At 63.1% G+C, this 24,651-nt stretch carries 22 protein-coding genes; 7 read left to right on the top strand and 15 right to left on the bottom strand.

The features are described 5' to 3' along the window. Window positions 1-15: 15 nt before the first annotated feature. The 4 genes from ACEN42_RS14415 to ACEN42_RS14430 form a co-directional block, all read right to left on the bottom strand. Window positions 16-1,014, bottom strand: a complete 999-nt coding sequence (locus ACEN42_RS14415; RefSeq protein ID WP_371880275.1) for an NAD(P)H-dependent glycerol-3-phosphate dehydrogenase — start codon at window positions 1,012-1,014, stop codon at window positions 16-18. A gap of 28 nt (window positions 1,015-1,042) precedes the next feature. Then, window positions 1,043-1,513: a protein-export chaperone SecB gene (secB, locus tag ACEN42_RS14420; protein WP_035497535.1), complete on the bottom strand. Its 471-nt coding sequence runs from the start codon at window positions 1,511-1,513 to the stop codon at window positions 1,043-1,045. Window positions 1,514-1,580: 67 nt separating this feature from the next. Further along, window positions 1,581-1,841 carry a glutaredoxin 3 gene (grxC, locus tag ACEN42_RS14425; protein WP_008351780.1) on the bottom strand — a complete coding sequence of 87 codons (261 nt, stop codon included), beginning with the start codon at window positions 1,839-1,841 and terminating at the stop codon, window positions 1,581-1,583. Further along, window positions 1,838-2,263, bottom strand: coding sequence for a rhodanese-like domain-containing protein (locus ACEN42_RS14430; protein ID WP_035497534.1), 426 nt, complete (start codon window positions 2,261-2,263; stop codon window positions 1,838-1,840). Before ACEN42_RS14430 ends, grxC begins: the two co-directional genes overlap by 4 nt. Before the next feature lie 182 nt (window positions 2,264-2,445). Between ACEN42_RS14430 and gpmA the strand changes: the two genes are divergently transcribed. The 4 genes from gpmA to ACEN42_RS14450 all read left to right on the top strand — a co-directional run bounded on the left by gpmA (window position 2,446) and on the right by ACEN42_RS14450 (window position 7,206). Continuing rightward, window positions 2,446-3,192, top strand: a complete 747-nt coding sequence (gene gpmA, locus ACEN42_RS14435) for a 2,3-diphosphoglycerate-dependent phosphoglycerate mutase (protein ID WP_035497532.1) — start codon at window positions 2,446-2,448, stop codon at window positions 3,190-3,192. A 265-nt stretch (window positions 3,193-3,457) separates the two neighbouring features. Continuing rightward, the gene (locus ACEN42_RS14440; RefSeq protein ID WP_035497529.1) at window positions 3,458-5,041 is read left to right on the top strand and encodes a S41 family peptidase; all 1,584 of its coding nucleotides are present in this window, start codon (window positions 3,458-3,460) and stop codon (window positions 5,039-5,041) included. 103 nt (window positions 5,042-5,144) lie between these two features. Further along, window positions 5,145-5,915 carry a ThiF family adenylyltransferase gene (locus ACEN42_RS14445; RefSeq protein ID WP_371880276.1) on the top strand — a complete coding sequence of 257 codons (771 nt, stop codon included), beginning with the start codon at window positions 5,145-5,147 and terminating at the stop codon, window positions 5,913-5,915. A gap of 73 nt (window positions 5,916-5,988) precedes the next feature. Beyond that, window positions 5,989-7,206 (top strand): autotransporter strand-loop-strand O-heptosyltransferase, encoded by a 1,218-nt coding sequence (locus ACEN42_RS14450; protein ID WP_371880277.1) that lies wholly within the window; start codon window positions 5,989-5,991, stop codon window positions 7,204-7,206. Between the two features lie 697 nt (window positions 7,207-7,903). On the opposite strand, the gene ptsP is transcribed toward ACEN42_RS14450, so the two are convergent. The 8 genes from ptsP to ACEN42_RS14490 all read right to left on the bottom strand — a co-directional run bounded on the left by ptsP (window position 7,904) and on the right by ACEN42_RS14490 (window position 17,211). After that, entirely contained in the window at window positions 7,904-9,664 is a 1,761-nt protein-coding gene (gene ptsP, locus ACEN42_RS14455) for a phosphoenolpyruvate--protein phosphotransferase (protein WP_187607401.1), read from the bottom strand. A gap of 222 nt (window positions 9,665-9,886) precedes the next feature. After that, window positions 9,887-10,156, bottom strand: coding sequence for an HPr family phosphocarrier protein (locus ACEN42_RS14460; RefSeq protein WP_187607400.1), 270 nt, complete (start codon window positions 10,154-10,156; stop codon window positions 9,887-9,889). A 36-nt stretch (window positions 10,157-10,192) separates the two neighbouring features. Next, window positions 10,193-10,681, bottom strand: coding sequence for a PTS sugar transporter subunit IIA (locus tag ACEN42_RS14465; RefSeq protein ID WP_035497527.1), 489 nt, complete (start codon window positions 10,679-10,681; stop codon window positions 10,193-10,195). A 282-nt stretch (window positions 10,682-10,963) separates the two neighbouring features. Continuing rightward, window positions 10,964-11,920 carry a glutathione synthase gene (gene gshB, locus ACEN42_RS14470; RefSeq protein WP_238209625.1) on the bottom strand — a complete coding sequence of 319 codons (957 nt, stop codon included), beginning with the start codon at window positions 11,918-11,920 and terminating at the stop codon, window positions 10,964-10,966. Between the two features lie 52 nt (window positions 11,921-11,972). Beyond that, on the bottom strand, window positions 11,973-13,262 hold the full coding sequence (gene gshA / locus ACEN42_RS14475; protein ID WP_187607398.1) for a glutamate--cysteine ligase: 1,290 nt from the start codon (window positions 13,260-13,262) through the stop codon (window positions 11,973-11,975). Between the two features lie 227 nt (window positions 13,263-13,489). Continuing rightward, a complete protein-coding gene (gene ltrA / locus ACEN42_RS14480) occupies window positions 13,490-14,857 on the bottom strand; it encodes a group II intron reverse transcriptase/maturase (RefSeq protein ID WP_371880278.1) in 1,368 nt (455 codons plus the stop codon). Window positions 14,858-15,365: 508 nt separating this feature from the next. Beyond that, a complete protein-coding gene (locus tag ACEN42_RS14485; RefSeq protein ID WP_187608679.1) occupies window positions 15,366-16,841 on the bottom strand; it encodes an ammonium transporter in 1,476 nt (491 codons plus the stop codon). A gap of 31 nt (window positions 16,842-16,872) precedes the next feature. Then, on the bottom strand, window positions 16,873-17,211 hold the full coding sequence (locus tag ACEN42_RS14490) for a P-II family nitrogen regulator (RefSeq protein ID WP_014190273.1): 339 nt from the start codon (window positions 17,209-17,211) through the stop codon (window positions 16,873-16,875). A 445-nt stretch (window positions 17,212-17,656) separates the two neighbouring features. On the opposite strand from ACEN42_RS14490, the gene ACEN42_RS14495 reads away from it, so the two are divergent. After that, window positions 17,657-17,923: an accessory factor UbiK family protein gene (locus tag ACEN42_RS14495; protein ID WP_187608680.1), complete on the top strand. Its 267-nt coding sequence runs from the start codon at window positions 17,657-17,659 to the stop codon at window positions 17,921-17,923. A gap of 89 nt (window positions 17,924-18,012) precedes the next feature. Continuing rightward, window positions 18,013-19,557, top strand: a complete 1,545-nt coding sequence (locus tag ACEN42_RS14500; protein WP_371880279.1) for a YifB family Mg chelatase-like AAA ATPase — start codon at window positions 18,013-18,015, stop codon at window positions 19,555-19,557. Window positions 19,558-19,936: 379 nt separating this feature from the next. Here ACEN42_RS14500 and ACEN42_RS14505 read toward each other — a convergent pair whose 3' ends face one another. After that, window positions 19,937-20,563, bottom strand: a complete 627-nt coding sequence (locus ACEN42_RS14505) for a hypothetical protein (protein ID WP_187608781.1) — start codon at window positions 20,561-20,563, stop codon at window positions 19,937-19,939. Between the two features lie 128 nt (window positions 20,564-20,691). On the opposite strand from ACEN42_RS14505, the gene ACEN42_RS14510 reads away from it, so the two are divergent. Further along, window positions 20,692-21,228, top strand: a complete 537-nt coding sequence (locus ACEN42_RS14510) for a peroxiredoxin (RefSeq protein WP_061116845.1) — start codon at window positions 20,692-20,694, stop codon at window positions 21,226-21,228. A 58-nt stretch (window positions 21,229-21,286) separates the two neighbouring features. Here ACEN42_RS14510 and ACEN42_RS14515 read toward each other — a convergent pair whose 3' ends face one another. After that, the gene (locus ACEN42_RS14515; RefSeq protein ID WP_371880280.1) at window positions 21,287-22,621 is read right to left on the bottom strand and encodes a sigma-54-dependent transcriptional regulator; all 1,335 of its coding nucleotides are present in this window, start codon (window positions 22,619-22,621) and stop codon (window positions 21,287-21,289) included. A 29-nt stretch (window positions 22,622-22,650) separates the two neighbouring features. Further along, the gene (locus tag ACEN42_RS14520; RefSeq protein ID WP_371880281.1) at window positions 22,651-24,645 is read right to left on the bottom strand and encodes an ATP-binding protein; all 1,995 of its coding nucleotides are present in this window, start codon (window positions 24,643-24,645) and stop codon (window positions 22,651-22,653) included. Between the last annotated feature and the right edge of the window lie 6 nt (window positions 24,646-24,651).

The following is a 24,651-nucleotide window of genomic DNA, read 5'->3' on the forward strand; positions in this document are numbered from 1 at the left end:
CGGATGAACGCGGAGCTACTCGGCCTTCGCGTCCCGGCTGAGCAATGCCTGCACCGCATCGCGCGGCGCCACGTTATCGAAGAGCACGCGGCATACCGCCTGCGTGATCGGCATGTCGATGCCACGCGATTGCGCGAGCCCGAGCACGGCGCGCGCGCATCGCACGCCTTCGGCGACGTGGCCGAGCGCCGCGAGGATCTCGTCGAGCGTGCGTCCGCTCGCGAGTTGCTTGCCGACCGTCCGATTGCGCGACAGATCGCCCGTTGCGGTGAGGATGAGATCGCCCAGCCCGGTCAGACCGTTGAATGTCTCCGCGCGGCCGCCGAGCGCGACGCCCAGACGCGACATCTCCGCGAGCCCGCGCGTGATGAGCGCCGCGCGCGCATTCAGGCCGAGGCCGAGGCCATCCGAAATGCCTGTCGCGATTGCGAGCACGTTTTTCACGGCGCCACCCACTTCGACGCCGATCACGTCGTCGCCGGTATAGATGCGCATCGCGCCGTGATGGAACGCCGCGACCGTGCGCGCGCCGAGTTGCGCCGATGTGCTCGCCACCGTCAGCGCGACCGGCAAGCCCTGCCCCACTTCGCGCGCGAAGCTCGGGCCGGACAGCGTGCCGTTGCTGCGATGCCCGGGCAGTTCAGCGGCGACGACTTCATTGGGCAGACACTGCGTATCCGCCTCGAAGCCTTTGCACAGCCAGACGATATGCGCCGGCACGACGCCCGCCTGCCGCATCGCGCGGCACAGCGCGCGCAAGCCGGCAACGGGTGTCGCGACGACACACAGCGCGTCGTCCGCCGACGCATGTGCGAGCGCCGCGTTGAAGTCCGCCTCGAAATCGAGCGCGTGCGGCAACGCCACGCCTTCGAGATAGCGCGTGTTTTCGTGCGTGCGGGAGAGGGATTCGATGAGCGCGGCGTCGCGCGCCCAGAGCTTCGTGTCGTGCCGGGTTGCGAGGTGGCCCGCAAGAGCGGTGCCCCACGCGCCGGCGCCGAGAACGGCTACTTTCATGCTCGGCTCCGGTTCGGCAGCGTTGGCGTCAATGCGTCGCGCCGTTCGCCGCGCCTTCCTGCGCGCTCGCGAGCTGGGCGATGCGTTGCTCGTACAACGCCTGGAAGTTGATTTCCGCGAGGTGGATCGGCGGGAAACCGGCGCGCGTGATCGCATCGGCGATATTCGAGCGCAGGTACGGGAACAGGATGGTCGGGCATGCGATGCCGACGAGCGGATCGATCTGATCGGCCGGAATGTTGCGGATATCGAAGATGCCTGCCTGCTTCGCCTCGATCAGGAACGCGACCTTGCCCGCGACCTTCGCCGTCACGGTGCCCGTGACCAGCACTTCGAAGACGCTTTCGGCGAGGCGGTCTGCCTTGACGTCGACTTCGACTTCGACCGACGGCATTTCCTGCTCGAGGAAAATGGCCGGCGAATTCGGCTGCTCGAGCGACATGTCCTTCAGATAGATGCGCTGGATGTTGAAAAACGGCTGATTGTTCTCGTCGGACATAGTGATTTCCTAGGTAAATCGGTATGCGGCGCGCGTTTTCACGTAGAAGCGCGCCGCGAGTGTGTCTTCACGCGGATTCGAGCAGCGGCACGAGACCGCCTTTGCGGTCGAGCGCGGACAGGTCGTCGTAGCCGCCGACATGCGTTTCGCCGATATAAACCTGCGGCACGGTGCGCCGGCCCGTGCGCGTCATCATTTCCTCGCGCCGGCCCGGTTCACGGTCGATCAGGATCTTCTCGATTGTTTCGACCCCGCGGGACTTTAAAAGACGTTCGGCCATCTGGCAATACGGGCACACGACCGTGCTGTACATCACCACTTTCTTCACTTGACTGCTCCTTGTTTCACCACCGGCATGCCGGCCTTTTGCCAGGCGTCGACTCCGCCTTGCAAAACGTGGACCTCGGCGTAACCCGCCTCGGACACGGCGCGGCTCGCGCGCTGCGATTCCTGACCGGTTTGGCAAACGAGCACGACCGGATTGCTCTTATTCTTTGCGATCTGGCCGATTTTTGCTTGAAGCTCCGTCAATTCGACGTTTCGTGCCTGCGGCAGATGTCCCTTGGCGAACTCCGCGGCGGGCCGCAGATCGACGATCACGGCGTTGCGCCGGTTGATGAGCGTGGTGGCTTCGGCGGGGGAAATGCCGCCGCGCCCGCGCCGCATGATGGCGGGCCAGAGGAGCAGCGCGCCGGAAACGAGCGCGACGACGATGAGTGCGATATTCGTGTAATTGGTGAAAAACTTCACGTCAGGGCCGCCGAAATTTAGTAGGAAAGGAAGAAAGGGAAATAGGCGCAATCGGAGCATTATAAAATAACCGTTTCCCGCGATGGCCTCCGCCGTCCGGCCGATGGCGACACCCCGTCCGTGCGTGCAGGATGACGGGGTGCGATCGGCGCACCCGCTTTTTCAACTGACCGACCGAAATCATGTACAAGCTAGTGCTCATCCGCCACGGCGAATCGACGTGGAACAAGGAAAACCGCTTCACGGGCTGGGTCGACGTCGACCTGACCGAGCAGGGCAACCGGGAAGCGCGCCAGGCCGGCGTGCTGTTGAAGGAAGCTGGCTATACGTTCGATATCGCCTACACGTCGGTGCTCAAGCGCGCGATCCGCACGCTGTGGCACGTGCAGGACGAGATGGACCAGATGTATATCCCGGTCGTGCATTCGTGGCGTCTGAACGAGCGGCACTACGGCGCGCTCGCGGGCCTCAACAAGGCCGAAACGGCGAAGAAGTACGGCGACGATCAGGTGCTCGTATGGCGCCGCAGCTACGACACGCCGCCGCCCGCGCTCGAACCGGGCGACGAGCGCGCGTCGTTCAACGATCCGCGTTACGCCAAGGTGCCGCGCGAGCAGTTGCCGCTCACCGAGTGCCTGAAAGACACCGTCGCGCGCGTGCTGCCGGTCTGGAACGAGTCGATCGCGCCGGCCATCAAGTCGGGCAAGCAGGTCGTGATCTCGGCGCACGGCAACTCGATCCGCGCGCTGGTCAAGTATCTGGACAATATCTCCGATGACGACATCGTCGGGCTGAACATCCCGAACGGCGTGCCGCTCGTCTATGAACTCGACGAAAACCTGAAGCCCATCAAGCATTACTATCTGGGCGATCCGGAAGCCATCGCGGCCGCGCAGGCCGCTGTCGCCAAGCAGGGCAAGGCGGGCTGACGTCGTGTCGCGGGCCGCAGTGTCCTGATCCCGCGATGCAATCCGCGCGTCGAGCGTGCTGCAAAAAGCGCCCTCGACGCATATGACGCGCGGCTGACGGCCTGCCGGCGGCATCGACATATTCGCGTTGAAACGTGCGCAACCCTACGCTGCGAGGCGTCGAAGCCTCGGGCATTTAAGTTGCGTTTAAGTCGTTAATTGAGACGACCGGGTATACTGGCCCGTCACCTACGATGCTGCTCATTCGAGTCCGACCGCACTCTCTATGCGAATGAACCTGAAAAATTTCGGCCTGATCGCCGCAGGCATTGCTGCCGGCGCACTCGCGACGCTGCAGATTTCCGCATCCGCACAGCAATCCGCCTCCTCGCCGCTGCCGCTCGAACAATTGCGGCTTTTCGCCGAAGTCTTCGGGCAAATCAAGCACGAATACGTCGAACCGGTCGACGATAAAAAGCTCCTCACCGCCGCCATCAAGGGCATGGTGTCGAGTCTCGACCCGCACTCGTCCTATCTCGACAAGACCGATTACGAAGAACTGCAGGAGCAGACCAAGGGTCGCTTCGCGGGCCTCGGCATCGAGATCTCTTCGGAAGACGGGCTCATCAAGGTGATCTCGCCGATCGAGGACACGCCCGCGTTCCGCGCCGGCATTCGTCCGGGCGACCTCATCACGCGCATCAACGACAAGCCGGTGCGCGGCATGACGCTGGATAAAGCCGTGAAGCAGATGCGCGGCGAACCGGGCACGAAGGTCACGCTCACGATCTTCCGCAAGAGCGACGACCGCACCTTCCCGCTCACCGTGACGCGCGCCGTGATCCGCGTGCAGTCGGTGAAGATGAAAGTGCCGGAGCCGGGCTACGGCTATATCCGCATCACGAGCTTCCAGGAGCGCACGGTGCCTGATCTCGCCGCGAAGCTGCAGGATCTCGCGCGTCAGCAGCCGAATCTGAAGGGTCTCGTGCTCGACCTGCGGAACAACGGCGGCGGCCTCCTGCAAAGCGCGGTCGGCGTTGCGGGCGCGTTCCTGCCGGACAACGCGGTGGTCGTGTCGACCAATGGACAAATCGCGGACGCGAAGCAGACCTTCCGCGACACCTACGACAACTACCGTCTGCCTTCCTTCGATTCCGATCCGCTGAAGAGCGTGCCGGAAATCTTCAAGAAGGTGCCGATGGTCGTGCTGACCAACGCATACTCGGCTTCGGCTTCGGAGATCGTCGCGGGCGCGCTGCAGGATCATCACCGCGCGCTGATCGTGGGCAAGACGACGTTCGGCAAGGGTTCCGTGCAGACGGTTCGCCCGATGACCGCCGACTCCGCGCTGCGCCTGACGACCGCCTACTACTACACGCCGAGCGGCAAGTCGATCCAGAACCAGGGCGTGCGCCCTGACGTTCCGGTCGATCAATACGCGGACGGCGATCCGGATGACGCGCTCGTCACGCGCGAAGTCGATTACTCGAACCACCTCGCCAACACGCAGGATCCGAACGAGAAGAAGGAGCAGGAACAGCGCGAGGCGGATCGCCTGGAGCAACTGCGCATTCTCGAAGAGCAGAACGACAAGAAGACGCCAGAGCAGCGCCGCAAGGATCGCGAGCGCAAGCCGGTCGAGTTCGGCAGTTCGGACGACTTTATGCTCCAGCAGGGGCTGAACAAGCTCGAAGGGAAGCAGGTCGTGGAGTCGAAGTCGTACAGCGAACGCAAGCTCGCGCAGAACAAGCCGCCGCGCTCGGCCTCCGCGCCTGTCGTGGCGCCTCCGGCGCTGCCGGCCACGCCGGGCTCCGCGCCGGCGTCGGGCGCGCAACCGGCTTCGTCGCCGACCGCGCAGCAATCGAAGTAATTTTCCTGTAGTCCTGCAAAAGGCTTCGCAGCATGATGTTGCGAAGCCTTTTCTCTTTTGCGCGCTTAGAATGCTTCGTTCGAGCAAGCCGATTCTTTCCGCAATGAACGACGATCAACTCCTTCGCTACTCCCGCCATATCCTCGTCGATGAAATCGGTATCGAGGCGCAGGAGCGTTTTCTCGACGCGCACGCGATCATCATCGGCGCTGGCGGCCTGGGCGCGCCCGCGGCGATGTATCTCGCGGCGTCGGGTGTCGGAAAGATCACGCTGGTCGATGCCGATACCGTCGATCTCACGAATCTGCAGCGGCAGATCGTGCACATGACGCGATCGGTCGGAACGCTCAAGGTGGAGTCGGCGCGCGAGACGCTGAACGCGTTGAATCCTGGCGTCGAAGTCATCGCGGTGGCCGCGCGCGCGGACGCCGCTTGGCTCGACGCCAACATGCCCGGCGCTTCGGTCGTGCTCGATTGCAGCGACAACTTCGCGACGCGCCACGCGATCAACGCGGCCTGCGTCGCGCATCGCGTGCCGCTTGTGTCGGGCGCGGCGTTGCGATTCGACGGACAGATCAGCACCTTCGACTTCCGCTCGCCGGATTCGCCGTGCTACGCGTGCGTGTTCCCGCCGGATCAGACGTTCGAGGAAGTCGCGTGCTCGACGATGGGCGTGTTCGCGCCGACGGTCGGCATCATCGGCGCGATGCAGGCGGCCGAGGCGCTGCGCGTGATCGGCGGCTTCGGCAAGACGCTCGCGGGACGCCTCATGATGCTCGACTCGCTGCGCATGGAATGGAACACGATGAAGATCGCGCGGCAGCCGGATTGCCCGGTTTGCGGAAACGCGAAGATGCGGGAAGCGGCGCGCTGATTAGGTCGAGTCCTAAGCCGCTTTTTGGACGATCCACTTAAGCTGTCCGATCCGTCACAGACCGGACCGTCACTTGAGCATCGTCACTTCAGCGCCAAGCACGCAGCGCGGACTCACGCACAGCGCGTTCGTCCGGCCATCGCTTCCTAAACTCGCCGGACCGGAAGGCATCCTTTACGATTTCAATTACGGTTGCCGCGTGCAGCTTCCGGTCGACGGATGGCGAGTCCGCATGGTCGATCTGGACACCTTCAGCCAGGTTTTCGACGAGCGCGTCGAAGCGAATTCGATCGTCACGAGCCGGCGCAAGTATTTTTTGCGCTTCGAACTCCAGGTGTTCGACGGCGAACGCCTCGTTTTTCATCACGCCTACGACGCGCGCGGCCGCCGCGTCCTGATCCATCCTTCCGGCACGGCGCTCGGCGACACGCTCGCGTGGATGCCGGCCGTGGAAGCCTTCCGGCTACAGGAGCAGTGTGAAGTTCATGTCGTGCTGCCCGCGCATCTGCAAGCGCTATTCGTGAAGGGCTACCCGGCGATCCGCTTCGTGTCGTCTGAATCCGCTGATTCGCTCGACGAACCGTTCTACGCCACCTACCATCTCGGCTTTTTCTCTCCGTACACCGATCGCGATCATCAGCCGACCGACCCGCGGATGAGCAGCCTGCAGGACGCGGCCGCTTATCTGCTCGGCGTGCCATGCGAGGAGCGGCGGCCAAACATCGTTGTTGCGGAGTCGGCGCGGCGCGTTGCCGAGCGCTACGTCTGCATCGCGACGCAATCGACGGCACAGTGCAAGTACTGGAACAACCCGCGTGGCTGGCCGGTGCTGATCGCTCATCTGAAAGCGCGGGGATATCGCGTGCTCTGCATCGATCAGCATCGCGAGTTCGGCGTCGATGGCGTCATCAACACGATGCCGGAAGGCTGCGAGGACTTTACGGGGAATCATCCGCTCGAGGAGCGCGCGAGTCTGCTCAAACACGCGGATTTTTTCGTTGGATTGAGCAGCGGCCTGTCGTGGCTTGCGTGGGCGGTGGGCACGCCGGTGGTGATGGTCAGTGGGTTTAGTCATCCGCATACCGAGTTCCACACGCCGTATCGTGTGATCAACTTTCACGCATGCAACAGTTGCTTCAACGACACGAACTGCGATTTCGATAATCGGGACTTTCTGTGGTGTCCGCGCCGTCGCGACACACCCGGGCGCTTTCAATGCAGCACGGCGATCTCACCCGAGCAGGTTATCGCGCAGGTGGAACGGGTGATCGTTGATCACGGGCTGGTTTAGAGCGTGTTTGGTATTTTCGCTAAGGAAAATGCTTGCGCGATGGATCTGGTTTTCGCTGGATCCCGATAGCGTGTCGGTCTATTAGCTCTGCCCCTCCCCGGGGCGGGGGTCACTTTCTTTGCTGCTGCAAAGAAAGTAACCAAAGAAACAGCTATCCCCAGCCTAAGCACTTCACGCCGGCCGCGGCACAGGCGATTGGCCTAATGGCCCGGCAGTAGCGAGTGCCCCCGCAAGCAGATAAGGGCTTGGACCGCGCACGGTCTGACTCATCGCGCCACACAAGAAACTGGTTCAGCACCAAATAGCTCCGGCCCGCTTCGCGGCCGACCGGTCAATCGGGTCCGCGCGTGTTTTCTCGCTAACGCTGCCATCTCACTGCCTTCGTCTTTAGTCGGTTTCCCTCGCATCCCCAACGGCAGCGCGTAGCGCTGTGCCGAAGCTATTTGGTGCTGAACCAGCGCGCTATAACTTCTGGCTCGTCAGACCGTGCGCGAGCCAAACCCGATTGGGCCTATGAGGACGACACTTAGGCGAGGACCACAGGCGGCTGGCAAGCATGGCCAACGTGCGTGTGACCGCGGGCCTGAACGAGCTGCTTTCTTTGGTTACTTTCTTTGCAGCAGCAAAGAAAGTGACCCCCGCCCCGGGGAGGGGCAGTGCTAATAAACCGACACGAATACGGGATCCGGCGAAAACGCTAAATCTTCTGCAATGCGGTGAGCGCCGCCTGCAACTCCGCAGGCTCATACGCCGCCATCACATCCGCGACCGGCTTCTCAAACGCCTTCAGATTCGAGCGCAAGATTTCCTGCTTCACGACAAGCAACTGGCTCGGATGCATCGAGAACTCGGTCAGTCCAAGCCCGAGCAGCAAGCGCGTGACGGCGGGATCGCCGGCCATTTCCCCACACACCGACACCGGCACGCCCGCTCGCTTCGCTTCGCGCAAGGTGAACGCGATCAGATTCAGCACCGCCGGATGCAACGGATCGTAGAGATGCGCGACCGAGTTGTCGGCGCGATCGATCGCGAGCGTGTACTGGATCAGGTCGTTCGTGCCAATCGACAGAAAATCGAGCCGGCTCAGAAACAGCCTCACCGCGATAGCCGCAGCGGGGATCTCGATCATCGCGCCGACCTGTACCTGGCGGTCATACGCGACGCCTTCTTCATCGAGCTGACGCTTCGCCTCGCGGATCAGATCGAGCGTCTGGTCGATTTCCTGCGCATGCGCGAGCATTGGAATCAGAATCTTGGTCGGACCGAACGCCGACGCTCGCAGGATCGCCCGCAACTGCGTGATGAACATCTGCGGCTCGGACAAGCTCCAGCGGATCGCGCGCAGGCCGAGTGCCGGGTTCGGCGCGGTCTCGTAACCGTCGCCGCCGCTCATCGAATCGAGCGGCTTGTCCGCGCCGACGTCGATCGTGCGGATCGTCACCGGCTTGCCGTTCATCAGCTCGACCGCGCGCTTGTACGCCTCGAACTGCTCCTCTTCCTCCGGCAACTGGTCCTTGTGATTCATGAAGAGGAACTCAGTGCGGAACAGGCCCACGCCCATCGCGCCCGCTTCGACCGCGACTTGCGCATCTTCCGGCAGTTCGATATTCGCGCACAGCTCGATCTTCGTGCCGCAAAGCGTTTGCGTCGGCGAGAACTTCAGGCGCTGCAGCTTGCGCTGCTCGAGCACCTTCTCGCTTTGCCGGTATGAATACTCTTCGAGGACGATCGGCGCAGGATCGACGATGACGATACCGTGGTCGCCGTCCACGATGATGAGATCGTTCTGGCGAATCAGCGCGCTCGCCTGCTGCACGCCGACGGACGCCGGAATGCCGAGGCTGCGCGCGACGATCGCCGTGTGCGACGTGCGGCCGCCCAGATCGGTGACGAAACCCTTGAACGCCTGCGTCTTGAACTGGAGCATGTCCGCCGGCGCGATATCGTGCGCAACGACGATCATCTCGTTATGGCCGTTGCTCGCGGCCGTATGCACGACGAGCGACGCGGCCGTCGGCGCGCCCGCGAGCGCCTTCAGCAGACGTTCGACGACCTGCTCGACATCCGCCTTGCGCTCGCGCAGGTATTCGTCCTCGATTTCATCGAAATAGCCTCCGAGGATTTCCAGTTGTTCGGTGAGCGCCCACTCGACGTTGTAACGGCGCGTGCGGATGAGATCGATGGTTTCCTGCACGAGCATGGCGTCGTTCAGGATCATCGTGTGAACATTGATGAACGCGCTCATTTCGCTGGGTGCGTCGGCGGAAAGATCTTCGCGCAGTGTTTCGAGCTCGGCGAGCACGCCCGCCTGCGCCGCGTAAAAACGAGCGATTTCAGCGTCGATCTGATCCGGTTCGATCAGATAATGGTCTACGTCGAGCGCTGCGGGCGCGATCAGGTACGCGCGCCCAATGGCGATGCCGCGCGAGACGGGAATTCCATGCAGCGTGAAGGACACGCGCACCTCCTCTAATTTTGATTGTCGCGGTCTGCCAAGGAGCCCCCTCGGCGGGCGCAAACCGCGCGTCCATTATAAGTTCGATTGACGTGGTAAGTCCCTGAACACACTGCGGCATCAGGGCCGCGACGGTTGCACGGAATTACGTGAACGCGTGACGCGGATACGAAAAAGCCGCGTCGATGCGCGGCTTTTCATTGAATCGATACGGCATACAAGCGCTTACTGGCCTTCCCCGAATTTGTCGGCGATCAGCGAGAGAATCGCCTGCATCGCTTCGGCTTCGTCGGCGCCTTCGGTTTCGATCGTCACCGTACTGCCGATACCCGCCGCCAGCATCATCACGCCCATGATGCTCTTCGCGTTGATCCGGCGGCCATTGCGGCTCATCCAGATTTCGCATTGAAAGTTGCCCGCAAGTTGTGTGAGCTTGGCCGAAGCGCGCGCGTGGAGCCCCAGCTTGTTCACGATTGTTGTTTCTTGTTGCAGCATGATGCTCCGAGCGCTAGATGGATGAATTGAGCGGCGTCAGTGGCTTGCGGCCTTCGCGCTGACGAGATCCGCGCTCGCCGAGCACGCCGGATCGGGCGAGCCGGCTGCTTTCGTGGCGAGGGCGCAGGGATTGAGCGGCGTGGACGAATCCAGTTCCTGGATGCCCTTCGAGCCGCCCTGCAGGATTTTTTCGGTCAGCGTGTCGAGCGGCGTCGCGCGATAGCAGACAGCGCGCACCAGCATCGGCAGATTACAGCCGGCGAGCACGCGCACGTCGGTATCGTGCAGGCTCGCCGCGATGTTCGCGGGCGTCGCGCCGAACACATCGGTCAGCACGATGGCGCCGTTGTCTTCCTTCAGACGATCGATTTCGGAGCGCGCGAACGCGCGAACTTCGACCGGATCGCAATCCGGCGATACATCGATGACGCCGATGCGCGCCGGCAGGCCGCCGTAGATATGAGCCACGCACTCGCGTAGCGCGGTTGCGAAAGGTGCATGCGCGATGATCAGGATGCCAGCCATGTCAGGATATTGCCCCAGCGACAAATTATCGACAAAAGTCAGACGATAACGTCAGATTTCGCTCGAAAACGCGCGAGCGACGCGAAACACAACACGTACGTGGGCGCCGGTCAGGCATAAATCAACAGCGTCCCACTCGATTACCCATCCTGCGCCTCGATGCTTAACCACGCTTTAAGACGCGATGGCGCCCCAAACAGCGGGCGCCGGTAAATCAATTGTAACAGTGTCGCCGGGATGAGTTTGACGCGGTGTCCGCGCGCGTTCCGTGCGTCGGCGGACTCAGTGGACCGCGCGCTCCAGCGCGTCGATGAACATTCCGGCAACATCGAAGCCGGTCTGATCCATGATCTCGCGGAAGCACGTCGGGCTCGTGACGTTGACTTCGGTGAGGTAGTCGCCGATCGCGTCCAGCCCGGCCAGCAGCAAGCCGCGCGCTTGTAGCACCGGCCCGAGCGTTTCGGCGATTTCACGATCGCGCGCCGACAGCGGCTGCGCACGGCCGAGACCGCCCGCCGCGAGATTGCCGCGCACTTCGCTGCCCTGCGGAATGCGCGCGAGCGAGTACGGTACAGGCTGGCCGCCGATAACGAGAATGCGCTTGTCGCCGTCCGTGATTTCAGGGATGAAGCGCTGCGCCATCACCGTGCGCGCCCCGTCCTCCGACAACATCTCGACGATCGACCCGAGATTCATGCCGTCCGCCTTCACGCGGAACACGCCCATGCCGCCCATGCCGTCGAGCGGCTTGAGGATCACGTCGCCATGCTCGGCGTGAAATGCGCGCAGACGCGCCGCATCGCGCGTGACGAGCGTCGGCGTGACGAACTGCGGCCACTCCGCGATCGCGAGCTTCTCCGAGTGATCGCGGATCGCCTGCGGCTTGTTGAAAACGCGCGCGCCGTTGCGCTCGGCGATCTCCAGCAGCCAGGTAGCGTTGACGTATTCGAGGTCGAACGGCGGGTCCTTGCGCATCAGCACGGCATCGAAATGCGTGAGCGGCAGATGCTCCGCCTGCTCGGCCGCGTACCACGGCCAGCGGTCGCTGTTCGCCTCGTCGCCGACGATCGCGATGCGCCGCACGCTCGCCTCGACCTTGACGCCCGTCCACGCGAGATGCTGCGGCTCGCACGCGTAGAGCACGTGGCCGCGCCGCGCGGCTTCGGCCATCATCGCGTAGGTCGTGTCCTTGTAGATCTTGAAACGATCGAGCGGGTCGGCGATAAAGAGGATGTTCATGAGAATTCGCTAGTTCGGTGCGCGGCCTGCGAGCTTACCGCAAGCCGTCACATCACACCTGAATGGCTTCCGGATCGGTCTTCTCGAGTTCGAGCGATGCCGCCAGCAGCCCGAGCCGCGCGACGACGCCATACATGTAGAAGCGATTCGGTGGCGCGGCGCCGGGTTTGGCGTGCGTGTCGGGCAGCGCCGAGTGCTCGAAACCGAGCGGCACGAAGTGCATGCCCGGCGCATTGAGGTTCTGATCGCGTTCGCGCGAGTCGTGCACGCGATAGAAACCGCCGACCACGTACCGGTCGATCATGTACACCACCGGCTCGGCGACCGCATTCTCCACGCGCTCGAACGTATGCACGCCTTCCTGCACGATCACGTCGTGGACTTGCAGCCCTTCCTTCGCGTCGTTCATCTTCGTGCGCTCGCGCTTGGTCAGTGCGGCAACCTCGCTTGCGTCGTGAACGGTCATCACGCCCTTTCCGTACGTGCCGGCGTCCGCCTTGATCACGACATAAGGACGCTCGCTGATACCGTACTCACGATACTTCTTCGCGATCTTCTTGAGCACGCCGTCGATGGCTTCGGCGAGCGCTTCCTCGCCGGTGCGCGCTTCGTAATCGACGCCTTCCACGTGCGCGAAATACGGGTTCACCATCCACGGATCGATCTCGACGAGCTTCGAAAACTTCTTCGCGACGTCGTCATAGCAGGAGAAGTGCGTCGATTTGCGGCGCACGGCCCAGCCTGCGTGCAGCGGCGGCAGCAGATATTGCTCGTGCAGATTCTCCAGCACATGCGGAATGCCGGCGGAGAGATCGTTGTTGAGCAGGATCGAGCAGGGATCGAAGTTCTTCAGGCCCAGACGCCGCGGCGTCCGCTCGAGCGGCTCCAGCACGATTTTCTGACCATCCGCGAGCGCGATGGTCACCGGACCGTGGATGTTCTCGTCGAGCGTCCCGAAGCGGATATTGAGTCCGGCCTGCCGCATGATCAGCGCAAGGCGCGCGACGTTCTCGAGATAGAACGCGTTGCGCGTATGGCGCTCGGGGATGACGAGCAGATTCTTCGCGTCGGGGCAGATTTTTTCGATGGACGCCATCGCCGCCTGCACCGCGAGCGGCAGCACTTCCTGCGGCAGATTGTTGAATCCGCCGGGAAAGAGATTGGTGTCGACGGGCGCAAGCTTGAACCCCGCGTTGCGCAGATCGACCGAGCAGTAAAACGGCGGCGTGTGCTCTTGCCATTCGAGGCGGAACCACCGCTCGATAGCAGGCATGGCCTCGAGAATTTTCCGCTCGAGGTCGAGCAGCGGGCCACTTAACGCCGTAACTAGGTGCGGAACCATTGATTACTCGCGGACGGAAGACGAAAGATTGTAGAGCAATTGCTTTGCCTAATTGGGTATGAACCGCCAATTGACAAGGTTTCCCGGCAATTGCCGCCCGCGCGTGCCTTGACGAAAACCCGACGAAAAACGGTCACGATCGGGATAGGGGCAGGCCTCGCGGCCCGACCCCTCCCACACCACCGTGCGTACGGGTCCGTACACGGCGGTTCGGATCGGTTGATCGGCTAGGGACGCAGTGATGGAAGACCGAGGGATCGCAGAAAGCGATTGGTCAACGCCCGTTGCAGTGCAGGGCTATTACTCAGCCGCCATGCATTATGGGGTGACCCGGCTGTCTGGGCAGCAAGGGACCGGTCCACCCCTCGCGCCGTCAGTTCCCGGAAGCGGGTGTTCCCGCGTCGCCACTGCTTCCAGAAGAAGCAGCGAACCCGGCGGCGTACCCATTCGTCCAGACGCTGAAGGACGCTCGGCGTTTCGCAGAATCCAAAGTAGCCGCGCCATCCAGTCAGGTAACGGTTCAGCATGCCGATCAGTTGGTCAACGCTGACCCCGTGCGAGCGCTGGGTCATTTCCCGGATTCGCTCCTTGAACCGGCTCAGTGCCTTGGGCGCGATGCGCCGTTTGACGTGATCCCGGGTCCCGAAGGTGAATCCCAGAAACTTCCGCGTGTGAGGCTCGGCCACTGCGCTCTTCGTCTCGTTGACCGTCAACTTGAGCTTGCTGGTGAGGAAGGCTTTCAGCCCCGCCATCACCCGTTGGCCCGCGCGTTCGCTGCGTACATAGACGTTACAGTCGTCGGCGTACCTCGCAAATCGCAGTCCGCGTCGCTCAAGTTCCCGGTCGAGGTCGTCGAGCATCAGATTGGATAACAACGGTGACAGCGGACCGCCCTGGGGCGTCCCTTCGTCCGTTGCGCCAACCAGCCCGTCTTCCAGCACGCCCGCCGTCAGAAAGGAGCGGATCAGCTTCAGCACTCGCCTGTCGCTGACACGCTTTGCCACCCTGCTCATCAGGATATCGTGGCTTACGCGATCGAAGAATTTCTCGAGGTCCAAATCTACAATCCATCGATGCCCCGACTGGATGTAGCTTTGCGCCTTTGCCACGGCCTGATGCGCCGAGCGTCCCGGACGGAAACCATAACTGGAATCCGAGAACGTCGGGTCCCACCGCTGTTGCAGCACCTGCAATACCGCCTGCTGAACGAATCGATCAAGCGCGCACGGAATGCCAAGCTTGCGCACGCCACCTCCATCCGGCTTGGGTATCTCGACTCGTCTGACAGGGTGTGGCTTGTACGTGCCTTCCAGCAGCATGGACCGTATCGTCGGCCAGTGCTCACGCAGGTACGTCGGTAGTGCCTGAACCGTCATGCCGTCCACGCCCGGTGCGCCTTTGTTTGCTCTCACACGTTTCAACGCCTGCTTCAGGTTCTCCCGTTCGCAGACTTCCTCCATCAGTCGGTCACTAGCCGACGGGCTTTCAGACTCGGGGTTCGCCGCCATAGGTTCAGCCCCTCGATCAGCAGCCCTCGGGGCTTCACCCCTGCCTCCGCTATCGAGGACGCGATGCGTTTTCTGCTGCGCTCCCATGTCGAGTTCTCCGGCTTACTCGCCGCTCCTCTCCGTTTGGGCCTTCAGGCATCGCTGCCCTACTATGCCCGCTGCTGACTCCTGCGCGGTGGTCAACAACCCTTGCGAGCCGTTCAGTCCTGAGTCCAGGACACCGCGCAGGCCTCCCGAGGTAAGCCCAACCGCCTTCGCCACACACCCGCCAGATCTACCACCCCGGACCTTGATGGCTATGGACTTCGCGATCATTGGCTCGCTCGTCCGTCCGGGTAGGCCTCCCATCTGGTTTCTGTTCGTCAGGTCGTGGCTTTGCTACACGCTTCCTTCAGACCCCGCCTCACGACGACGCCCTTGCGTTTCGCTAGTCCTTCACCACCATCAGGTTGGACAGGGGACTCGCACCCCCAAGCTGTTGTGCATGCTCGGCGCACCAAAAAAATGCCCGCCATGAAGGCGGGCGAAGTCGCTGCGCTCGTTCTTTGCGTCGAAGCGGACGTCCTCCCGCGACGTCCGCCTGGCGACGAATGCCTTATTCGACGTGCTCGCCGTGCAGCGTGACGTCGAGACCTTCGCGTTCCTGTTCTTCCGTGACGCGCAGACCCATGGTCATGTCGATGATCTTCAGCAACACGAAGCTGACGACGCCGCTGTAGACCAGCGTGACGAGCACGCCCTTCGCCTGCACCAGCACGCTGCCGTCGAAACCGCCGATGTCCTTCACAGCGAATACGCCCGTCAGCAACGCGCCGATGATCCCGCCCACGCCGTGCACGCCGAACGCGTCGAGCGAATCGTCGTAGTTGAACTTGTGCTTGAGCCACGTCGCCGACCAGAAGCAGACCACGCCCGCGACGATGCCGATCACGATCGCGCCCGTCACGCCGACGAAGCCCGAAGCCGGCGTCACTGCCACCAGACCCGCGACCGCGCCCGAGATGATGCCGAGCACCGACGGCTTGCCCTTCGTGATCCACTCCGCGAACATCCAGCCGAAAGCGGCGAAGGCGGTGGCGATCTGCGTCGTGAGCATCGCGAAGCCGGCACGGCCGTCAGCCGCGACTGCCGAACCCGCGTTGAAGCCGAACCAGCCCACCCACAGCATCGATGCGCCGATCAGCGAGAGCACGAGGTTGTGCGGGGCCATCACTTCACGGCCGTAACCGACGCGCTTGCCGAGCACCAGACAGCACATCAGGCCCGCGATACCGGCGTTGATGTGAACCACCGTGCCGCCCGCGAAGTCGAGCACGCCAGCCGTTGCGAGCCAGCCGGTCGGTTCCCAGACCATGTGCGCGACCGGCGAGTAGACGATCAGCGACCACAGCGCCATGAACACGAGCATCGCCGAGAACTTCATGCGGTCAGCGAATGCGCCGGTGATGAGCGCCGGGGTGATGATCGCGAAGGTCAGCTGGAACGCGAAGTAGACCGACTCCGGAATAGTCGTGGCGAGGTGGCTCACGGTGAGCGTGGTCGCCTTGTCGCCCTTGATGTAGGCCATGCCGTGCAGGAACACGCGCGAGAAGCCGCCGAGGAACGATCCGCCCGGCGTGAACGCGATGCTGTACCCGACGACGGTCCAGAGAATCGTCACGAGACAGCAAATCGCGAAGCTCTGCATCGCCGTGGCGAGCACGTTCTTCTTGCGCACCATGCCCGCGTAGAAGAGCGCGAGACCCGGGACCGTCATGAACAGCACGAGGGCGACCGAGGTCAGCATCCAGGCGGTGTCGCCCGAGCTGATCTTGGAGGAGTCGACCATGACCGGTTCGGTCGGCGCGGCGGGCGCGGCATCGGATGCGCCCGATGCTGGCGCCGCAGCCGACGCGGCATCGGCGGACGACGCCATCGCCGTGTTGGCGGAGGCCGGTGCACTTGCGGCGGTATCGGACGACGCGGGTGCCGAGGCAGCGGCCGGAGCGGACGCATCCTGGGCGAGAGCGGTGCCGACATTCGCGCCGACCAGCGCGCCCGCCACCAACAGTGACATCAAAAAGTTACGCATTCTTCTGGTTCCTCTTATCGCCAATTTCTTGTTAGAGCGCGTCGGCGCCGGTCTCGCCGGTGCGGATGCGAATGACCTGTTCAATCGCGGTGACGAAGATCTTTCCGTCACCGATCTTTCCCGTGCGCGCGGCGCGTTCGACGGCTTCGATCGCCTGATCGACGATGTCGTCCGAAACGGCCGCCTCGATCTTCACTTTCGGCAGGAAGTCGACGACATACTCCGCGCCCCGATAGAGCTCGGTGTGCCCTTTCTGTCGGCCGAAGCCTTTCACCTCGGTCACCGTGATACCCGAGACGCCGATGGCCGACAACGCTTCACGCGCTTCGTCCAGCTTGAACGGCTTGATGATTGCGGTAATGAGCTTCATGTGTCCCTCGCTGTGGTGTGCTGATCCTTCGATGCCTTCTAAAGCGGGATGCGCTGGGTGCTACCGCGACGTCTGCCCTGCCGGGCCGCTCAGAGAAGCGTGCAGAAAAGGTCCGCGCCAGTTATGCAACTCGTATGCCAAGCGAGTGTTCATGGGGGATTCCGGCGGTTTACGGAAACCTTCCGTCGCGGGGTATGCCGAACGGCCAACGTGCGCCGCACGTGCTGGCGCCGGGGTGTGTTCGTTGCTAGAGTGGTCTCGAGGTCCCGCAAAAAGGGGCATGGGCGGACAACGCGAGTGAGCGGCAGCGCTAAAATCGCGGCGCCTCAACGGTGCTCCGGGCACGCCGGCACACTCGACGGCGCGCACCAAGATCGAACATTCGATAATTCGGGGCACTGACCTAACAATGAATGCACTTTTTTAGTGCAAGAAGGGAGAAACGATGAAGCAGCCCAACGACGTTTTCAATGATCTGCAGCAGAAGATGAGCGATCTGTTCAAGAATTCGCCCGCGAAAGACGTCGAAAAAAACATGAAGGCGATGCTCTCGCAGGGGTTCTCGAAGCTGGATCTCGTGACGCGCGAGGAATTCGACACTCAGACGCAAGTGCTCGTGCGCACGCGCGCGCGCCTGGAGGAACTCGAAAAGCGCGTCGCGCAACTGGAGCAGCGTCTCGCAGGCGGAAGCGCGAGCACCGCGCAGGACTGAGCGCCAGCCTTATCGCATACCTCGGCTGGCGAGCCGTGCGTTTCCAGTTTTATTGCCGGCGCGGTTGAAGCGCCGTTTCAGGTGAAATCATGTCGCTTGCCGTGGTACGCAGCCGCGCGCCCGCTCCTGGGCGCGCGCCCGAAGTTGTCGTCGAAGTCCATCTCGCCAACGGGTTGCCGTCGTTTTCAATCGTCGGACTGCCCGATCTCGAAGTCCGTGAAAGTCGCGAGCGCGTGCGCGCCGCGCTTCAGAACTGCGGCTTCGACTTTCCCGTCCGCAGAATCACCGTCAATCTCGCCCCCGCCGATCTGCCGAAGGAAAGCGGTCGCTTCGATCTGCCGATCGCGCTCGGCATACTTGCCGCGAGCGGTCAGATTCCGGCGCAATCGCTGGAGCATCGCGAGTTCGCCGGCGAGCTGTCGCTGACCGGCGCGCTGCGTCCGATGCGCGGCGCGTTCGCGATGGTCTGCGGCGCGGCGCGTCATTACGCATCGATGCGCGCTCCGGACACGCGCATCCCGGAAATCTACGTGCCGCTCGCGAGCGCGGCGGAGGCGGCGCTGGTGCCGGGCATCGAAGTCTTCGGCGCGGCGGACTTGCCGACGCTCTGCGCGCATCTGAACGATGTCCCCGATGCGCGGCTCAGACCGATTCGCGCCGCACCGCTTTCCCCGACAAGTACGCCAGCCGCCGATCTCGCCGACGTGATCGGCCATCCCGCTGCGCGCCGCGCACTCGAAGTAGCGGCGGCTGGCGGGCATCACCTGTTGATGGTCGGGCCGCCCGGCGCGGGCAAATCGATGCTCGCCGCGCGCCTGCCGGGCCTGCTTCCGCCGATGAACGACGACGAAGCGCTCACCTCCGCGGCAATCCTGTCGGCGAGTTCGATCGGCTTCACGCCACAGCAGTGGCGGCGGCGGCCATTTCGCGCGCCGCATCACTCGTCGAGCGCGGCCGCGCTCGTCGGCGGGCGCAATCCGCCGCAGCCGGGCGAGATCACGCTCGCGCATCTCGGCGTTTTGTTTCTTGACGAATTTCCCGAGTTCGATCGCAAGGTGCTGGAAACCCTGCGCGAGCCGCTCGAAGTCGGGCAGATCACGATTTCGCGCGCCGCGCAGCAGGCGGATTTTCCGGCCGCCTGCCAGCTCGTCGCCGCGATGAACCCGTGCCCGTGCGGCTGGCGCGGCGATCCGAGCGGACGTTGCCGCTGCTCGCCCGATGTTGCCGCGCGTTATCTGCGCAAATTGTCGGGTCCGCTGATGGACCGCATCGATATTCAGATCGAACTGCCGGCGCTTTCGCCCGCGGAATTGTCGGCGCGTGTGGTGGAGCGCGGCGAGTCGAGCCGCAGCGTCGCGGCGCGTGTCGCGGCAGCGCGCGACATCCAGATGCAGCGTCAGGGCAAGATCAACCGCGATCTCGATGGCCGCGAAGCCGACGAAGTCTGCCGCCCCGATTCCGCGGGCGAAGCGTTGCTGCGCGCGGCAGGCGAGCGTTTCGGCTGGTCGGCGCGGGCGTACTACCGCGTGCTCAAAGTCGTGCGGACGATCGCCGATCTCGCCCGCGCCGATATGCCTGATGCGTCGCATGTCGCCGAAGCGGTTCAGTATCGGCGCCTGCTGTCGGTCGCGTGATGCCAGCACGGGCGGCCCCTGGCCCACGCCCTGCTAGTGGAAAAGCGCTTGTCAAGACTTGACTTATGCACACTGAGGCGATCCGGGGCACTTTTTCATCCGATCAAACCCCCGTTTTCAGTTGATTTTGCAGACCATTGATTTTATTGAATTATTTAGCTTGCCACGAACAAAGGCAAAGTAAGGTAAACCGTATGAACTGGGCTTTTGCGCGCCACCGCACACTCTTTTCCACAATGTTATCCACAGACATTGTGGATAGCGGAAAAAGTCCATACGAATCCGTGAATTAGCGCGTAAACTTACGAAGGAACTTAGCTTCTTTCCGCCGAACTAAGGCACTCTTAAATCAGTACCTGCAGAATTTCGAGGCCTTCCTCTAAAAGAGTTTGAAGGACGTGAAGAACTGATCCGCCTGCTCCCGTGGCGGCGCCTTGTCCGACACGATCGCCAGTTGATAGACATGCGCGCCGCGCGCGACGAATCGCGCCTGGATCGTCCGCGATTCGCGCCTCTCCCCGCCTTCGCCCTTCACTTCCATCTCGCTTCCCAGCACGCGCCCACCGGCGGCGAGCTCGATCTGCGTCGCGCGCGCGGCGGGCTGCGCGTTGACGTTGCGCGCGAGCCCTTGCTGAAGGAAATCGAGTGTGGCGCGCTGCAATTGCGGATCGGCGCTCGGCAGCACCACCGTGCCGACCGCGAACACGGCATCGCCGGCTTCGGCGGTTTGCATGCGCATCGTCATCGGCTGGCCGGCGATTTCGATCTTGCGCTCATCCGAACGCGGCTTTGCCGGCAACGTCACTTCGTAGCCATCGTCGTTGTTCATCACGGTGCGCCAGTCGTAAGAAGGCGTGCAGGCGAGCAGCGCGCCGCATGCGACAGATGCGCACACCAGTTTGCTCGTGGAAGCAACGTTCGGAAGAAAGCGCACAGTCGCGCGATGCAAGAGGGACGGAAACACGGAGAAAACTCGTTTCATGAGGAACCGCTGCGTGAAAACCATCATTATCGCGCTGCAATGCCGGGCTTATCGGCGTGTCATGAAGCCATCCCGAAATTGGCGCTAAAATACGCAGCAGTCTCCATCGCGGCGGTGTCCGCCGTTTGCGGGAGAGCAACACGAGGTTCGACATGTCCCAATCCACGCAAGACACATCCACGCGCGCCAAGAGCCCGCTGCGCTACATCGTGATGGCGCTCGTCGCGGGCGTGATCGCCTGCACCGGGTATTTCGCCTTCGGCGGCCAGCAAAAGGTGCCGGACGCGACCTTCACGCTGCTTTCGGGACAGAAGATTTCCACATCCGGCGATCTCAAGGGCAAGGTCTATCTCGTCAACTTCTGGGCGACGAGCTGCGAGACCTGCATGAAGGAAATGCCGCAGATGATCGACACGTACAACAAGTTCAAGGGCCGTGGCCTGGAATTCGTCGCGGTCGCGATGAACTACGACGCGCCGATGTACGTCAGCAACTACGCGCAGACGCGCAACCTGCCGTTCAAGGTCGCGATGGACGACGGCAGCGCCGCCAAGCAGTTCGGCAACGTGCAACTGACGCCGACGACCTTCGTCATCGACAAGAACGGCAAGATCCTGAAGCGCTATGTCGGCGAGCCGACGTTCGCGGAGCTGGATCAACTGCTCGACAAGGCGCTGGGTTCGGCTTAAACACGCTCGACACAACACGAAAGATAAAGGCCCGCTGGCTGCAACCAGCGGGCCTTTTTTATCGCTCCGACGAATCGCCTTTCACGACGATTCCATATCGTTTGATCTTCTCGTACAGCGTCGCCTTGCCGAGCTGCAGCCGGTCCGCCGCCACCGCGACCGCGCCGCCGCAGTGCTCCAGCGCTTCCGCGATCACCGCGCGCTCGAACTGCTCGGTGCGTTCCTTGAGCGATTGCGTCGAGATATCGAGCAAGGCCGCGCCGCCGTCGTCGAGAATGCCGAGCACCATGCGATCCGCCGCGTTGCGCAGCTCGCGCACGTTGCCGGGCCAGTCGCGCTGCATCAAGTCCGCGCGCTGACGATCCGTGATGAGCGGCGCGGGCCGCTCGTAGCGCACGGCTGCATCGAGCAGAAAATGTTCGAAGAGCGGAACGATGTCTTCGCGGCGTTCGTTGAGCGGCGGCAGCGTGATCGTCACGACGTTCAGCCGATACAACAGGTCGCGGCGGAACGTGCCATCGGCGACGTGTTCGTTCATGTCGCCCTTCGCGGCCGCGACCACGCGCAGATTCGCGCGCACCGGCTGATTCGAGCCGAGCCGCTCCAGCACGCCATCCTGCAACACGCGCAGCAGTTTCACTTGCAACGAGAGCGGCATGCTCTCGATTTCATCGAGAAAAAGCGTGCCGCCGGAAGCATGCTCCAGCTTGCCGACGCGCCGCTTCTGCGCGCCGGTAAACGCGCCCGCCTCGTAGCCGAACATCTCCGATTCGAACATCTGCTCCGGCAGCGCCCCGCAATTCACCGCGATGAACGGCTTGTCGCGACGCGGCGACATTTCGTGCAGGCTGCGCGCGATCAGCTCCTTGCCCGCGCCCGTATCGCCGTTGATGAGCACGGAAGCATCCGTCGGCGCGATATTCGCGATCAGCCGCCGCACCTGCTCGATCGCCGGACTGCGCCCGATGATGCGGCTTTGGCCAGCCAGCTCACGCCGCAACGCCTGGTTTTCGAGCACCAGCGATCGGCGCTCCAGCGCGCGGCGCACGGCTTCGATCAAACGCTCGGACGCGAACGGCTTTTCGATGAAGTCATATGCACCGTCGCGCATCGCCTGCACGGCCATCGAGATATCGCCGTGACCGGTGACGAGGATCACCGGCACTTCGGGCGCGCGCTCGCGGCATTGCGCGAGCAGATCGAGGCCGCTCGCGCCGGGCAAGCGAATATCGCTCACGATCACGCCGGGGAAACTAGCGTCGATCGAGCGCGCGGCGGATTCGACGCTGCCGTGGCCGGTCACGTCGAAACCCGCGAGTTGCAGGGTCTGCACGCTCGCGCGGCGCACGAGTTCGTCGTCTTCGATGAAGATCACCTGCAAACCGGTGCTCATTGTCTTGTCTCGATTCAATGTTTCGAATGCTACGCGCGACGCAGCGTCAGTACGAATTCTGCGCCGTACGATCCGTCCGCGTCGGCCTGTGTGCCGCCTTCGGGTCCGTCCGCGACGATGGGCGCCTCGCGATTGCGCGCGAGCAGCGTGCCGCCGTAATCGCGCGCGATCGCCGATGAAATCGCGAGCCCGAGGCCCAGGCCCTGCCCCATTTCCTTCGTCGTGAAGAACGGCTCGAAAAGACGCGGCAACGCTTCGGCGGGAATGCCGGGGCCGTTGTCGCGCACGACGAGTTCGATCGTGTCCGCGAGCGCATTCAGTTCGATGACGATGCGCGGCTTGTCGCACGACGCGACCGCATCGAGCGCGTTGCCGATCAGATTGATGAACACTTGTTCGAGCCGCAAATCCTCGCAACGCACGAACACGGGCGCGCTGCCTTCCACAAGTTCGGGCGCGATATCGGTGACGACATTCTTCATGCGCGGCCGCAGCATCGAGAACACTTGGCGCAATGCCCGCGCGACGTCCGCGCGCGCGTTCTTCGGGCGCGCCTTCGTGACGAAGAGCTTCAACTGATTCGTGATGTTGCCCATGCGCTCGGTCAGCGATGCGATCGCTTCGAGATTCTCGCGCGCCGCTGCCTGATCGCCACGATCGATCAGCACGCGCGTGTTGTCGGAGAAACTGCGCAACGCGGCGAGCGGCTGATTGAGTTCGTGCGTGATGCCCGCCGCCATCTGCCCGAGCGCCGCGAGCTTGCTGGCCTGAATGAGCTCATCGTGCGCGGCGCGCAAATCCTGCTCCGCGCGCGTGCGCTCGTTGACCTCTTTCGTCAGCTGCGCATTCGCTTCGGACAAATCCGCCGTGCGCTCCGCGACGCGCTGATTCAACTCGGCATACGCGGTCTGCAGCAACTCGCGGCTACGGATCATTTCGCGCACGCGCGCGCGGCGCATGCGCCAGTAGAACGCGAGCAGGCACAGCGACACGAACACGAGCGCCGTGACGATGACCGCGTTCTGCGCGGCGCTTTCGACGGGATCGAGCGCGGCCATCGTGATCAGTTGCCAGTCGGGCTCGCCGATCGAACGATGCGTCGCGAGATACGCCGGCGCCTTGCGCCCGCCGCCGACACGCACGATCTGCGCGCCGCCTTCGAGCGTCTTCACAACGGTCATCGGCAGCGGCGTGATGGCTTGCTGCGCGTACTGGCGCGTCGCATAGACCGAAGCCTCGATGTTCTGCGGCAGCGGCCGCACCGTGTGATATTTCCACGCCGGCACCGACGAGAGAAAGATCACGCCGTGATCGTCCGTGACGATGAGCGGCTCGGACGCATCGGCGCCTTGCAGCCATTCGAGATTGAGCTTGACCACCGCGACGCCGATGATCTCGCGCGTGCCTTCGCGATAGACCGGCTGCGAGATGTAATAGCCCGGTTCGATCGAGATCGTCCCGATGCCGAAGAACCGGCCGACGCCGCCTTTCATCGCATCGATGAAATACGGCCGGAAGTTATAGTCCACGCCGACAAAGCTGTCCGCCGCGTTCCAGTTGCTCGCGGCGACGCTGATGCCGTTCGAGCGGATCAGATACGTGACCGTGGCATGCGCGCGTGCGTTGAGATCTTCGAGATAGCGGTTCGCGCGCTCGACGTTGGCTTTATCGGGATGATCGAGTGCGTTCTGGACGACAGGATGCCGCGACAGCAGATACGGCAGATATTCGTAGCGGTCGAGCGTGCTCTTGAGCGTGTTCGTCGTGCGATCGACGCGCGCGGCGGCATTGAGCCTCAGTTCATCGATGCCGCTCTGCCACGCGAGATGCCACGTGAGCGCGCAGCACGCCACGAGCGCGGCGCACAGCGCGAAAAACACGAGGATGCGACGCGTCACGTGAGCAGAATCCCGCGAATGAGGATCTGTCATTGTGGCATACGCGCCTTCTGGATAAGGCTTCGAGAACGAGCCGGCAAGCGAACGCGGCGAAGCGCTCGTGGATCGAGGCTTCGCCGCGTTCATGATGAG

Source organism: Caballeronia sp. S22 (genome assembly GCF_964261745.1).
Taxonomy (GTDB): Bacteria; Pseudomonadota; Gammaproteobacteria; order Burkholderiales; family Burkholderiaceae; genus Caballeronia; species Caballeronia jiangsuensis.